The sequence below is a fragment of the Robiginitalea aestuariiviva genome, assembly GCF_029537735.1.
GTDB lineage: Bacteria > Bacteroidota > Bacteroidia > Flavobacteriales > Flavobacteriaceae > Robiginitalea > Robiginitalea aestuariiviva.
The window spans coordinates 261,751-273,807 of record NZ_JARPUQ010000003.1; the positions used below are offsets into that span (position 1 = coordinate 261,751).

Annotated in this window: 14 protein-coding genes; 6 read left to right on the forward strand and 8 right to left on the reverse strand. The window is 58.5% G+C overall.

Annotation, left to right across the window (positions count from 1 at the left end; genetic code table 11):
* Positions 1 to 6 precede the first annotated feature (6 nt).
* Both OZ410_RS13735 and trxB read left to right on the forward strand, forming a co-directional pair.
* Positions 7 to 1,575, forward strand: coding sequence for an arylsulfatase (locus OZ410_RS13735; RefSeq protein ID WP_277708590.1), 1,569 nt, complete (start codon positions 7 to 9; stop codon positions 1,573 to 1,575).
* Between the two features lie 73 nt (positions 1,576 to 1,648).
* The gene (gene trxB, locus OZ410_RS13740) at positions 1,649 to 2,617 is read left to right on the forward strand and encodes a thioredoxin-disulfide reductase (protein ID WP_277708591.1); all 969 of its coding nucleotides are present in this window, start codon (positions 1,649 to 1,651) and stop codon (positions 2,615 to 2,617) included.
* A gap of 62 nt (positions 2,618 to 2,679) precedes the next feature.
* Here the strand turns inward: trxB and OZ410_RS13745 are convergent, their stop codons facing one another.
* From OZ410_RS13745 to OZ410_RS13780, 8 genes are all read right to left on the reverse strand, one after another.
* The gene (locus OZ410_RS13745; protein WP_277708592.1) at positions 2,680 to 3,126 is read right to left on the reverse strand and encodes a hypothetical protein; all 447 of its coding nucleotides are present in this window, start codon (positions 3,124 to 3,126) and stop codon (positions 2,680 to 2,682) included.
* A gap of 106 nt (positions 3,127 to 3,232) precedes the next feature.
* On the reverse strand, positions 3,233 to 4,291 hold the full coding sequence (locus OZ410_RS13750; RefSeq protein ID WP_277708593.1) for an aminotransferase class I/II-fold pyridoxal phosphate-dependent enzyme: 1,059 nt from the start codon (positions 4,289 to 4,291) through the stop codon (positions 3,233 to 3,235).
* Positions 4,288 to 5,319 carry a dipeptide epimerase gene (locus OZ410_RS13755; RefSeq protein WP_277708594.1) on the reverse strand — a complete coding sequence of 344 codons (1,032 nt, stop codon included), beginning with the start codon at positions 5,317 to 5,319 and terminating at the stop codon, positions 4,288 to 4,290. The genes OZ410_RS13750 and OZ410_RS13755 overlap by 4 nt, the downstream gene beginning before the upstream one ends.
* Positions 5,320 to 5,427: 108 nt before the next feature.
* Entirely contained in the window at positions 5,428 to 6,150 is a 723-nt protein-coding gene (locus tag OZ410_RS13760) for a head GIN domain-containing protein (RefSeq protein WP_277708595.1), read from the reverse strand.
* Between the two features lie 142 nt (positions 6,151 to 6,292).
* On the reverse strand, positions 6,293 to 8,032 hold the full coding sequence (locus OZ410_RS13765) for a PspC domain-containing protein (RefSeq protein ID WP_277708596.1): 1,740 nt from the start codon (positions 8,030 to 8,032) through the stop codon (positions 6,293 to 6,295).
* A gap of 1 nt (position 8,033) precedes the next feature.
* Positions 8,034 to 8,369, reverse strand: a complete 336-nt coding sequence (locus OZ410_RS13770; RefSeq protein ID WP_277708597.1) for a PadR family transcriptional regulator — start codon at positions 8,367 to 8,369, stop codon at positions 8,034 to 8,036.
* 103 nt (positions 8,370 to 8,472) lie between these two features.
* Complete coding sequence (locus tag OZ410_RS13775) at positions 8,473 to 8,928, reverse strand: nuclear transport factor 2 family protein (RefSeq protein WP_277708598.1); 456 nt, start codon at positions 8,926 to 8,928, stop codon at positions 8,473 to 8,475.
* The gene (locus OZ410_RS13780; protein WP_277708599.1) at positions 8,928 to 9,410 is read right to left on the reverse strand and encodes a DUF4870 domain-containing protein; all 483 of its coding nucleotides are present in this window, start codon (positions 9,408 to 9,410) and stop codon (positions 8,928 to 8,930) included. The genes OZ410_RS13775 and OZ410_RS13780 overlap by 1 nt, the downstream gene beginning before the upstream one ends.
* 136 nt (positions 9,411 to 9,546) lie before the next feature.
* Here OZ410_RS13780 and OZ410_RS13785 point away from each other — a divergent pair, with 136 nt between their 5' ends.
* The 4 genes from OZ410_RS13785 to OZ410_RS13800 all read left to right on the forward strand — a co-directional run bounded on the left by OZ410_RS13785 (position 9,547) and on the right by OZ410_RS13800 (position 12,028).
* Complete coding sequence (locus OZ410_RS13785) at positions 9,547 to 9,999, forward strand: DUF4442 domain-containing protein (RefSeq protein ID WP_277708600.1); 453 nt, start codon at positions 9,547 to 9,549, stop codon at positions 9,997 to 9,999.
* A gap of 61 nt (positions 10,000 to 10,060) precedes the next feature.
* Positions 10,061 to 10,438, forward strand: coding sequence for a hypothetical protein (locus OZ410_RS13790; protein WP_277708601.1), 378 nt, complete (start codon positions 10,061 to 10,063; stop codon positions 10,436 to 10,438).
* 33 nt (positions 10,439 to 10,471) lie between these two features.
* The gene (locus tag OZ410_RS13795; protein WP_277708602.1) at positions 10,472 to 11,272 is read left to right on the forward strand and encodes a TIGR00266 family protein; all 801 of its coding nucleotides are present in this window, start codon (positions 10,472 to 10,474) and stop codon (positions 11,270 to 11,272) included.
* A 102-nt stretch (positions 11,273 to 11,374) separates the two neighbouring features.
* A complete protein-coding gene (locus tag OZ410_RS13800) occupies positions 11,375 to 12,028 on the forward strand; it encodes a DUF2461 domain-containing protein (protein ID WP_277708603.1) in 654 nt (217 codons plus the stop codon).
* Positions 12,029 to 12,057: the final 29 nt, after the last annotated feature.

Consider the following 12,057-nt stretch of genomic DNA (forward strand, 5'->3'; position numbering starts at 1 on the left):
TGACCCATGCGCTTTTTTCATCCTGCAGGCCCTCTGCGCCTGATCCTGCTGGCTCTTTCGGGATGCCTTGGCAGTTGTAAAGCCCCGGCCCCGGAACCTGTTCGCCCCAACATTATCTATATCCTGGCGGACGACCTGGGATACGGGGAGCTTGGCGCCTACGGGCAGTCCCTGATCGAAACCCCCAACCTGGATGCCCTGGCTGCCGGGGGGATGACCTTTACCCAGCATTATGCCGGGGCCCCCGTCTGTGCCCCTTCCCGCTACATGCTGCTTACGGGCAAACACAGCGGGCACGCCTTTATCCGCGGCAATGACGAATGGGCAGCCCGCGGTCCCGTTTGGGATTACCGGGCTATGGCTGCAGACTCCACCCTGGAGGGACAGCGGCCCCTGCCGCCCTCTGAAAAGCTGTTGCCCCAATGGTTGCAGGAGGAGGGTTACCGTACAGGGATGTTCGGCAAATGGGGCCTGGGGGCCCCGCAAACCGTTTCGGTCCCCAACCTTAAAGGCTTCGATGAATTTTACGGATATAATTGCCAGCGACAGGCCCATACCTATTACCCCCTGCACCTCTACCACAATCGGCACCGGGTGGCCCTGGCCAATGACACCGTTGCGCCGCACACCGGTTTTGAAGCCCTGGACGGAATGGAAGACTTTGGGTATTTCCAGCAGGACGACTACGCCCCGGACCGGATCTTTGCCGCCCTGACCCATTTTGTGGCATCCGGGTCGGACCAGCCCTTTTTCCTCTACTGGGCCACCCCCATCCCCCACGCGCCCCTGCAGGCCCCGGAGCGCTGGGTGAACTACTACCGGGAGAAATTCGGGGAAGAGCCTCCGTACGACGCCTCGGAAGGCGGGTATTTCCCACAGGAATACCCCCGGGCCACCTATGCGGCCATGATCTCCTACCTGGACGAGAATATCGGGAAACTGGTAGCCCTGCTGCAGGAGAAGGGCCTGGCGGAAAACACCCTGATCCTCTTTAGTTCCGACAACGGCCCCTCCTACGCCGGGGGGGCGCAGCCGGAATGGTTCGGTAGCGCCAACCCCTTTCCTTCGGCCTACGGGCGCGGCAAGGGGTTTGTCTACGAAGGGGGCATCCGCGTGCCCCTGCTGGCCCACTGGCCCGGGCAGATTGCGCCGGGCAGCCAATCGGACCATATTTCTGCCCAGTACGACCTGTTACCTACCCTGGCAGAGCTGGTGGGTTTCGCTACCCCTGAAGGCGTAGATGGCATCAGTTTTCTGCCCACCCTGTTGGGTCATAAAGGGCAGCAGCAGCACCCGGCCCTGGTGTGGGCCTTTCCGGAATACCGCGGCCAGCTGGCCGTGCGGGCCGGCCCCTGGAAACTGGTGGAACGGGGGCTGAACGACAGCCTGCTGAACCCCGGGCCCGAGCTCTACCACCTGGAACGGGACCCACAGGAACAAGAGAACCTGGCCTCCCGGTACCCAGCCCTGGTAGACAGCCTTGCTACCGTGTTCCAGAAGGCGTATCAGGTCCCGGAAACGCCCCGGTTCCGCCTGCGGGAATGGGAGGCTGTGAACGCTATCCCGGATTTATAACTTTTGATAACTTTTCGTGTAAGGAAATGGGGTAATCTGCTACTTTTACCCCAGAATCCTAATGTAACAGACCATGTCGGAAACCAAAGAACGCATTAAAACCCTCATCCTTGGTTCAGGCCCTGCCGGATATACGGCAGCCATCTATGCTGCCCGGGCAGACCTGCACCCTGTGATCTATACCGGGATGGAACCCGGAGGCCAGCTCACCACCACCACGGAAGTGGAAAACTTCCCGGGGTATCCCGAAGGGATCGACGGGCCCACCATGATGGTGCAGTTGCAGCAACAGGCCGAGCGCTTCGGCACCGAGGTGCGCATCGGAATGGCCACGGCCGTGCAATTCAGCGATGAGCCGGGCGGGATCCATACCGTAACCATAGACGACAGCAAGCAGGTAGAGGCCGAAACGGTGATTATCTCTACCGGGGCTTCTGCCAAATACCTGGGGCTGCCCAGCGAGCAACGCCTTCGCGGGGGCGGGGTATCTGCCTGTGCCGTGTGCGACGGCTTTTTCTACAAGGGACAGGAAGTAGCCATTGTAGGCGGCGGGGATACGGCAGCCGAAGAGGCCTCCTACCTGGCCAAGATCTGCAAGAAGGTAACCATGCTGGTGCGCAAAGGCCACCTGCGTGCCTCCAAGGCCATGCAAAACCGGGTGATGAGCCTGCCCAATATCGACATCCGTTTCAATACGGAAGTGGATGAGGTGCTGGGCCAGCAGGTGGTGGAAGGCCTGCGGATGGTAAACAACCAGACCGGGGAGAAAGAGGATATCGCCATTACCGGCCTCTTTATCGCCATTGGCCACAAGCCCAATACAGACATCTTTAAAGGGCAGCTGGACATGGATGCCACCGGGTACCTGATCACCGAGGGAAAATCCACCAAAACGAATAAGCCCGGAGTTTTTGCCAGCGGAGACGTACAGGATAAGGAATACCGGCAGGCGGTTACGGCTGCAGGCACAGGCTGTATGGCCGCCCTGGATGCCGAGCGCTACCTTCAGGAAGTGGAATCCCTGCAGGAAGAAGTGGAATAACTCCCGCTTTTCTTATAAAAAAACCCGGGGCTTGCCCGGGTTTTCTTTTTTGGGGTTGTCGCTTAATCTACCCTGCGGTAATTTTCGGAAAAGGTGCGGTTGCCATCCTCGTCAATGGTGATCTGGCTGTAGGTGTTGTCTCCCACAATGAGTTCGAACCGGAATTCCCGGATGGTGTCCAGGGCCTGCATAAAGTAGTAGTCCCCGTACTCGATGGTTTCGATCAGCTCGTCCTGGGTGATGCGGTAGGAGCCATAGCCAAACCGGCCAATGGTGTCGTTCGGATCCGTTCGGGACCACATGACCTTGCCGCCATAATACATTTTTACCTGCCGGTAACCGTCTACCAGCTTAACCGTATCTGCCACATCGTCGCTGCTGAAATTGCAAAAGCTCTGCAGCTCCCAGGTACCTTCCAGGCTGTGCATGGCCTCGGGGGCCCGGGTACTCATGGCTGCGCTGGTGATGAAAGCCACTGCCAGCAGTAGCAGTCCAACGTATTTTTTCATAGTCAACGCTTTAGAATTATTAAAAAAGTGTTAAAAAGATACAATAAAATTTGTGAAAACCATAGGGGTGGTTTTCAAATTTTACAGGATCCGAACGCTTTCGGCCCTAAGCTTGCGTTTTGTTGAATTTCCGGAGCAAGCCCGATAAACGTTCCAGGTGGACCGGTTGGTGGGCGGCTGTCAGGACAATGCGGCTGGGGGAAGCTGGCGTCCCGTCTGCCGGGTATTCGAAATGGGTAATCAGGACATTTTGGGCAAATAGATAGGCGGCCAGGGCAGGGTTCTGGAAGGCCAGTACCGGGTATCCTGCTTTGTAGCCCATGCCTGGCGGCAGGGTTTTCGGTTCCACCAGGGAAAGCAAGTCCTGCAGGGCCTTTTGCTGGCGGGTGTAGAGGCCGGCGGCTTCTGCTTCCAGAAAGGCGGCCAGACTGGCGGGCGGGGCCGGGCTGGCGCCTGAAAAGATTTCCGAGTCCTGCAAGGTTTGAAGGCGATGGGCAGGGCCCAGGACCAGGCCTGCGGTAATGCCCATGGCTTTGCCCATGGAGGCACAGACCAGGGTTTCCCGGAACCCCATGCCCTCCAGGGCTGTATAGGTGCCAAACCCGTTGGAGCCGATAAGGCCCAGGCCATGGGAATCGTCTGCCACCAGGATGCCTCTGCGCGCAGCAAACCCCTCGAGGATTTCCTTGAGGTGGCGGGGCCGGTCCGTAACCTCCAGGGCATCTGCAAAGAGCACAGGGGGGCGCTCCTGCTCCTGTGCGGCCCCAAAGCGGACCGCCAGGTTTTCCCAGTCTGCTTCCCGTTGTTTCCCGGGCGGGATCAGGGCAGCGTGGCATCCCGGGGCGTAGAAACAGGGATGTCCAAGTCCCAGAAAATACTCGGAGACCAGGCGGGCCGCCAGGTAACCGGAAGAAACCGTACAGGCCGCAGGGGCGGCGGCAAGCGCTGCCAGACGGGTTTCGGCCTCCCGGTACACCTGCAACCGGATATTACCCAGGCGGGAGGCGCCCCAGTGGGAACCGTGCGCCTGCACCGCTGCAGCAAGAAGGGTGCGGAAGTCCTGGGACTGCTGTATCCCCAGGTAGGCGGTACCCCCAAAATAGAGGTAATCCGTACCCTGGTGCCTGAACTCCGGGCCGGGAATATGGGGCAGTTCCAGGATCACGGCACCGGGGTAAAGGGTTCCAGCATGGCCACCCCGCTGCCGTTGCCCTCCGGGTAGACGATTTCGGCCGCATCCGTAAAGCGGACCCCGGTGGCGATATCCGAGCGCAGCAGCATGGCCCCGTCCATATCGACATAGTCCAGCTGGGGCAGCAGCTGGGCAATGGCCGAGATCCCTACAGTGGATTCAGTCATACAGCCCACCATAACCTTCAGCCCCAGGCTGCGGGCTTCCCGGATCATCCGCCGGGCCGGGGTCAGGCCCCCGCATTTGGTGAGCTTGATGTTGATGCCGCTGAAGTGCAGGGCACACCGGGCTACATCGGCTTCCACTATACAGCTTTCGTCTGCCATTATGGGCAGGACCGAGGCGTGTTGTACCCGTTCCATGGCGTCCCAGGCATCGGCCGGCAGCGGCTGCTCAATAAATTCCACCCCGAGTTCCTTCAGGGCGTGGGAATTGTCTATGGTTTCCTGGGCGGTCCAGGCACAATTGGCATCCACGCGGAACACGGCATCGGTATGCCGGCGCAATTCCGTAACCAGGGCCACGTCTGCCTGGGTGCCCAGTTTGATTTTGTAAACCGGCCAGGGCTTTTCCAGCATTTTGGAGACCATGACCTCCGGGGTATCCAGCCCGATGGTGTAATTGGAGACCGGGAGGCGGTCCAGGGTGGTGCCCCAGAGTTGCCATAGCGGCTGCCCCTTTTGTTTCCCGTACAGGTCGTTGTAGGCCAGGTCCAGGGCGCAGCGGCTGAAAGGGGATATGGGCAGGGTACAGAGCAGGGTGTGAAAGTCCTCCGGGCTGCCCCCGCTGAAGTTACGGATTGCGGGCCTGGCGGCTTCCATTTCAGACAACATGGCCGGAAGGGTAACCCCGTAGTAGGGGTTGGTGGTCGCTTCCCCGAAGCCCGTGTGTGTGCCGTCCGACAAGGCGGCAATGAGGGTCTCCTGGGTATCGTAGCGTTCGCGGGAAATCCCGAAGCTGTGCGCCAGCTCCAGGGTAAAGGTCTTTGTATACAGTTCCAAGGCGGTTCGGTTTGGTTTCCCAAGGTACTGTATTTGTCCCAAAAAAGAACCCCCGCAAGGCAGGGGTTCCGGGCGACCGTTCGGTCTTTGATTGAGTGATGGGAAATTTTAGTAGCGATGTACGCTGCCGGAGGCGGATTTGCGCGTTTCTACCGTGGCATCGCCGCTGTAGTGAATGTCTGCCCCGCTGCTGGCATCGGCGGTAAGGGAACCGGTTACGTAGACCCGGATGTCCGCCCCGCTGCTGGCGTGGGCATGGCACACCTTGGCTTCCAGGTCCTGGGCCTTGATGTCCGACCCGCTGCTGGCATCGGCATAGAGGAGGTTGGCCCGGCCGCTCACCTTGATGTCCGCCCCGCTGCTGCAATCGGCCTCCACCTCGTCGGCTACCAGTTCCAGGCGCAGGTCCGCCCCGCTGCTGGCGTCCAGTTTGATCATGTCGCCTTCAATGAGGCCCTGCCCCCGCAGGTCTGCCCCGCTGGAGGCGCGCAATACATTGATTTGCGGTAGGCTTACATAGACCTTCTTGGTGGCCCGGCCAATGTTCTCGACGGCGTGGATGCGGAGCTCCCCGTCGCGGATGTCGGTGCCGATCAGGTCGATTACATTTTCGTCTGCCGATACCCGGATGTCGTAATCGGTGGCCTGGGTCACGTACACGTCTATGCCTTCGGAGGCCGTAATGGCGGTAAAGTCTGCAGTTACGCTGCGGGCTTCTTCCACAACGACGCCGTTGCCGCGTTTGCCCGGCCCCCAGTTAACGTCCAGCATACAGGAGGAGGCGAGTAAGGTCAAAATCAGGGCGATGGTAATTCTGGCAAGTGTTGTCATGATGTTCGTTTTTTGATGACCGGGCTGGGCCCGGGTTGATGCGTTTCAGGTTGATGTTTTTAGTCGATGGGTCAAAGGTGGGACACAAGCCCGCCTTTTCCCAGGGTTTCGGACCGAATTGTCGGATCCGGGGGATGAACCGTCAGGGCCGTCCCTGGTCGTTGGCGCGGATGCGTACGCCGTCCTCGTTAATTTTCATTTTAAAACTATCCCCGCTGTCGTTCAGGTCTATGTCCACGCCGTTCTCGTCAATGATGATATGGCCTTCCCCATCCCCGTCGTCCCTATGGCGGCTGGTGTCCGGCGGGCAGTCCAGGCAGGTCAGGATGCCGTTGGCCCCCATCTGCCAGCGGTAGCGGGCAATTTCCTTGCGGTACAGGTCGCGGTCCGTTTGGGTGCGGCGCCCCATAAATTCCCGGGCAGCCGGGTTAAAATCCACTACGGTGCCTTCCGGCAGGTACAGGGTCAGGCGCATTTCCTGCCCGCGTACCTTGTTGGCAATGGCCGTGGTGAAATGGTCATTCAGTTGCAGGGTATTGCCGCTTAAGGCATAGCCAAAGTCGATGGCTTCGGCCCGTGCCCGGGCATCTGCATACGAACGGCCGTCCGCGTCCTTGCGCAGGCGCAGGTAGGCGGTGGAATCTTCGGATTTACGGATGTCCAGCAGCAGGTCGTCCGAGAACAGCATGGGCTGGTCTTCCTCGTCGTACCGGATGCGCATCCCGGCTACAATGGGCCCGGACTCATAGCCGTAGGTATTCTCATTAAAGTGCACCCGCAGGGTATCCGGTGCCGGCAGGGCCAGGGTGTCGCGCACCGTCACGCTGCCGGTGTAGGCATGGGCGGCGGCCTGTTTCACGCTCAGTACCGAGAGGGAAATCAGCGCCATAAGCCACAGCCCCAACAGGGAGAACTTGGCGATGTTGCCGATGGATTTCAGGTTGGTCACCAGGATACGCAGCCCCAGGTACATCAGGAAAAAGAAGGGGATGCCCACGGCCAGGAATACCAGGAGGGACACAATCCAGATGGGGGTGTCCGTGTCGTTGAGCATGCCCACCAGGTCTACCCCGGGAATGTGAACGGCATCCACCACGCCTACGGTAAACAGGGCAATGACCAGCCCGATCAGGGCAGTGGCCCCGGTAATGATCAGGATGATGCCCACGAATTTCCCGATCACCTTAAAGAAGAACATGATCACGTCCCCCAGGGTGTCGAAAAAGGATTTCCCGGAACTCTTCACGCGGTCCCCCACCTTTTCATAATCGACGCTGCGCACCTTTTCGGCTACCTCGTCAAAGCCCTCCTTTACCTTGCGTTCAATATTGCTGATGTTCACGGGTTCCCCGGTCATATCCAGTTTCTGAGCCGTGGTGGCCGCCTCGGGCACCAAAATCCAGAGCAGGATGTAGGCGATAAAGCCAAAGCCGGAGAAAATAGCCAGCAGGATAAAGATCAGGCGGATCCACAGGGCGTCAATCCCCAGGTAGTGCTCCAGCCCGGCGCAGACCCCGCCAATGTATTTCTGGTCGATGTCGCGATAGAGTTTCTTCGCCTTCGGGCGGGCGCTCTGGGAGGAGGGCCCGGCCTGGGGTTCGTCCTGGAAGATGTCTTCGTCTACGTGGTAGTCTTCCGGCTGCCCCATAATGGCGATGACTTCGTCCACTTCCTTCAGGGTGATCACCTGCCGCTCGTTCTCCATTTTCTCGAAGAACAGCTCGGCAATGCGCGCCTCGATATCGGCGATGATCTCGTCGCTGCCCGTAGTACCGGAAAAGGAGCGCTTAATGGCCTCCAGATAGCGCTGCAGCTTCATGAATGCGTTTTCATCAATGTGAAAAAGCATATTGGCCAGGTTGATATTTACAGTCTTGTTCATCTTACTTGCTTTTTTTATTGGTGACCACGTTTACAGCGGTTCGGAGTTCGTCCCAGGTGGTGTCCAGCTCCTTGAGGAACATCTTCCCGGTTTCGGTGAGCCCGTAGTATTTGCGGGGCGGCCCGGAGCTGGATTCCTCCCAGCGGTAGGAGAGCAGCCCTGCGTTTTTCAGCCGGGTGAGCAGGGGGTAGATGGTACCCTCCACAACCAGCATTTTTGCGTCTTTCAGGGTATCCAGGATCTCGGAGGCATACTTGTCCCCCCCTTTAAGGATGGACAGGATGCAATACTCCAGGACGCCCTTACGCATTTGCGCTTTGGTATTTTCGATGTTCATAATGCTCGGATCTTTAGCTACCGCCCGCGCGGGTAGCGGGGCGGCTGAGTTCGACGGTTCGTTTTTTGATGCTCATGATGATGGATTGATTGATGAATAAACGTTAGTGCAGGCTTACGATGCGGTACATCCGCCAGGCGTCCTCCTCCTGTTTCCAGAGGGTGATAAAACGGCTGGGCCGGGACTCGGCCTGCGGCTCCTCGGCATTGAAAAAGCGGTGCAGGCCCAGGGCTACGGCCCCAAAGCCGGGTATTTCATGGACCTCCAGGCTGCCTTCCACCCGGGTGCGGGTCACCTTGCCGCAGATGTTTTCGCGGATGCTTTGCAGGATGTCGGCCTTGGAACGGCTTAAGCCGCCCTGGTCGTGGTAGAATTCCAGGTCCTCGCACAACAGGCTGGCCTGGGTCTCCATGTCGCAGTGGTTATAGGCCTCAAAATACGTGAGGTCCAGGTTGCTGATGGTGCGGTACAGGTCCGAGTCTTCAGGGACTTGTGCCAGGGCCTCGGCCAGGGCGCCCACCAGGATGGCCAGCAGTAAAAGGATGTGGCGCAGTTTCATTATCGGATGAATTTAATGGTGAGCGGATATTTGAAATAGTCCCCTTCGTTGGTGCGGAGGGTGGCCAGGATGGTGTAGACCACGTTAACGATAAAGAGGCCAAATCCCAACAACCCGGCCACGCCAACGGGCCACCAGAAGAAGGGCAGGTCAAACAGGCCGTCGCCCAGGTTCAGGTGGAAGTCGTCCATGTGTTCCCACTCGTTCCAGTGGAAACCGCCATTGCGAAAAAATGCTGGCAGGGACCCCAATAGGAAGGGAACACTCAGCAGGCCCAGCATAAAATTGTACAGGGTCATGCTGATCTGGAAGTTCAACGCCTGTTTCCCGTGGTAATCCACAAAGGCGGACTGGTTCTTGTTGGAGAGCCAAAGCACCAGCGGCAGCAGGAAATGCCCCAGCGGGATAAAGAACCTGCACAGGGTGGAGCCATGGATCACGGCGGACAGGTTGCGTTCGTGTTTGGTGACTGATTCTGTCATGGCATAGTTGTTTCTTATGCAAATATATATACGAAAGAAGGTATTATGCAAAACATAGTACTATTAATTAACATAATATTAACAATTAGGAATCCCCGGGAATTTGATATTTTTACGCCTACCTAACTCCCAAGACATGGCTTCCCTGGTCCGCAAATTCAATGGGTTTATGTTCCTGAAACTCCCTTCTGCCTGGTGGTGCGGGGTGCGCCTGCAGCACCTGGACGGCAATTCGGCCGATACCCGGGTTACCCACAGGTGGATTAACCAGAACCCCTTCCGTTCCATGTTCTGGGCCGTTCAGGGGATGGCTGCCGAATTTGCCACGGGCGCCCTGGTCATGTACCACATCCGCAAGAGTGGGCGGAAGGTTTCCATGCTGGTGCTGAACAATACGGCTACTTTCACCAAGAAGGCCACGGGGCGGATCCGTTTCCGGTGCGAGGACGGCCCGGCCGTACAAAAGGCCCTGGCCGAAGCGGTGCGCAGCGGGGAAGGGCAGACCGTATGGATGACCGCCACAGGTATTGACGCCGCAGGCGACCCCGTAAGCACTTTTCGCTTTGAGTGGACCTTAAAGGTTAAATAACCAGGGGGTTAGATAATTTCCTGTAACATTTTCCGTACCTTATATACAGATTCATTGCTATATGCCCTATACCCTTTCTTTTTCGGTACAACCGGAATACCTGGAAGTGGATATGTCCGTACAGGTAGAAGAAGGCCTGGAACTCCGCGAGGCTTTTGAACGCTGGAAGGAGGTGGCCGCCCTGTGCCGGGAACACGACCGCACCCGGGTGCTGGTCACCATGGTCTTTGAAGGCGAATACAGCCTGGAACTCAAGTTCAGGTTGGCCAAGGGCGCTTCGGCCATTGGCTGGAGTCCGGACCTGAAGCTGGCGGTGGTGATTGCCGACCCTCAGCAGTTCGAGCGGCAGCTCTTTACGGAAACGGCCATGGTAAGCCTGGGGTACGAGATGAAATTATTTACGAAAAAAAAGCCTGCCAAAAAGTGGCTGCTCCAATAGCCGGCGGCTTTACCACCCATTAAAACACACGCAATGAACGCACACGAAATTGACTACGCCATTCACGGAGAGGAGATGCAATACGTCTCGGTAACCCTGGACCCCCAGGAAGCGGTGGTGGCGGAAGCCGGGAGTTTTATGATGATGGACCCGGACATCAAAATGGAAACGATCTTTGGCGACGGCTCCCAGAAAGACAATGGCGTACTGGGCAAAATCTTTTCGGCCGGCAAGCGTATCCTCACGGGAGAGAGCCTTTTTATGACGGCCTTCTACAATGTAGGCGCCGCCCGGCGCGACGTGAGTTTTGCCTCGCCCTACCCGGGCAAAATCGTACCCATAGACCTCTCCGAAAAGGGAGGGAAGTTCATCTGCCAGAAGGATGCCTTCCTCTGTGCGGCCAAGGGTGTTTCCGTAGGGATTGAGTTCTCCCGCAAACTGGGGCGCGGCCTCTTTGGGGGCGAAGGCTTTATCATGCAGAAGCTGGAGGGAGACGGGATGGCCTTTGTCCATGCCGGGGGTACCATGGCCCGGCGCGAGCTGCAGCCTGGCGAAGTGCTGCGCGTAGATACGGGCTGTATTGTGGGCTTTACCCAGACCGTGGATTACGACATTGAATTTGTTGGCGGCATCCGCAACACCATCTTTGGGGGCGAGGGGCTGTTTTTTGCCACCCTGCGCGGCCCGGGGGTAGTCTACATACAATCCCTGCCCTTCAGCCGGCTGGCCGGCCGGGTACTGGCCGCTGCGCCCCGGGCCGGCGGCAAAGACAAGGGGGAAGGCAGCCTGCTGGGCGGGTTGGGCGACCTGCTGGACGGGGACAACCGCTTCTAAACTTCCTGCTGACGGATTTCAGGACAGAAAGGTATCTTCGTGCCGGGGTGGGGGGCACCCCCACCCGGGGGAGAACGGCCCTGAATCCGTATCTTTGCCCCCATGGATTTCCAAGCCCTATTCGACTTTCTGGAGGAACTGCAGGCCAATAACCACAAAACCTGGATGGACCAGCACCGCAAGCGGTATACCCGCCTGCGCAACCAGTTTATCGGCTGGCTGGACCACCTGGATGCCGAGGTGGCGGCCATAGACCCTGAATACTATCCCACGCCCGGAAAACGCGGGATTAACCGCATCAACAACAACCTGATGTTCCACCCGGATCGCCCCGTTTACAAGGACCATTTCGGAGCCGGGCTGGACAAGGCCCCGGGCACGGCGGATTTCTACATCGAGGTGGGTCTGTCCCAATCCATGCTGGCCGGGGGGCTGTGGCGCCCGGGCCGGGAACGGCTGCAGAGCGTGCGGGAAGCCATCGATTACAACGGGGAGGTGCTGCAGGCCATCCTGGAAAAGCCATCCTTTAAAAAGACATTCGGGGGCCTGTACCCGGACCAGGCCTTGCAGCGCATGCCCAAAGGGTATGCTGCGGACCACCCCCAGGCGGAACTGTTGCGCCAGAAAACCTTTGCGGTTTCCCGCCCCCTGACCCGGGCCGAAATCCTGGCCCCCGGCTTTGAGGCCCTGGTGCTGGAAACCTACCGGGAAATGCTGCCTTTCCGCCGGTACCTGAACCAGGCCCTGACGGTCTGAAATCCCCTGAAATTCCGTAACTTAAAGGG

Coding starts and splice junctions, on each gene's coding strand:
- OZ410_RS13735 (WP_277708590.1), top strand. CDS start 7: ATGCGCTTTTTTCATCCTGCAGGCCCTCTGCGCCTGATCCTGCTGGCT.
- trxB (WP_277708591.1), top strand. CDS start 1,649: ATGTCGGAAACCAAAGAACGCATTAAAACCCTCATCCTTGGTTCAGGC.
- OZ410_RS13745 (WP_277708592.1), bottom strand. CDS start 3,126: ATGAAAAAATACGTTGGACTGCTACTGCTGGCAGTGGCTTTCATCACC.
- OZ410_RS13760 (WP_277708595.1), bottom strand. CDS start 6,150: ATGACAACACTTGCCAGAATTACCATCGCCCTGATTTTGACCTTACTC.
- OZ410_RS13765 (WP_277708596.1), bottom strand. CDS start 8,032: ATGAACAAGACTGTAAATATCAACCTGGCCAATATGCTTTTTCACATT.
- OZ410_RS13770 (WP_277708597.1), bottom strand. CDS start 8,369: ATGAACATCGAAAATACCAAAGCGCAAATGCGTAAGGGCGTCCTGGAG.
- OZ410_RS13775 (WP_277708598.1), bottom strand. CDS start 8,928: ATGAAACTGCGCCACATCCTTTTACTGCTGGCCATCCTGGTGGGCGCC.
- OZ410_RS13780 (WP_277708599.1), bottom strand. CDS start 9,410: ATGACAGAATCAGTCACCAAACACGAACGCAACCTGTCCGCCGTGATC.
- OZ410_RS13785 (WP_277708600.1), top strand. CDS start 9,547: ATGGCTTCCCTGGTCCGCAAATTCAATGGGTTTATGTTCCTGAAACTC.
- OZ410_RS13790 (WP_277708601.1), top strand. CDS start 10,061: ATGCCCTATACCCTTTCTTTTTCGGTACAACCGGAATACCTGGAAGTG.
- OZ410_RS13795 (WP_277708602.1), top strand. CDS start 10,472: ATGAACGCACACGAAATTGACTACGCCATTCACGGAGAGGAGATGCAA.
- OZ410_RS13800 (WP_277708603.1), top strand. CDS start 11,375: ATGGATTTCCAAGCCCTATTCGACTTTCTGGAGGAACTGCAGGCCAAT.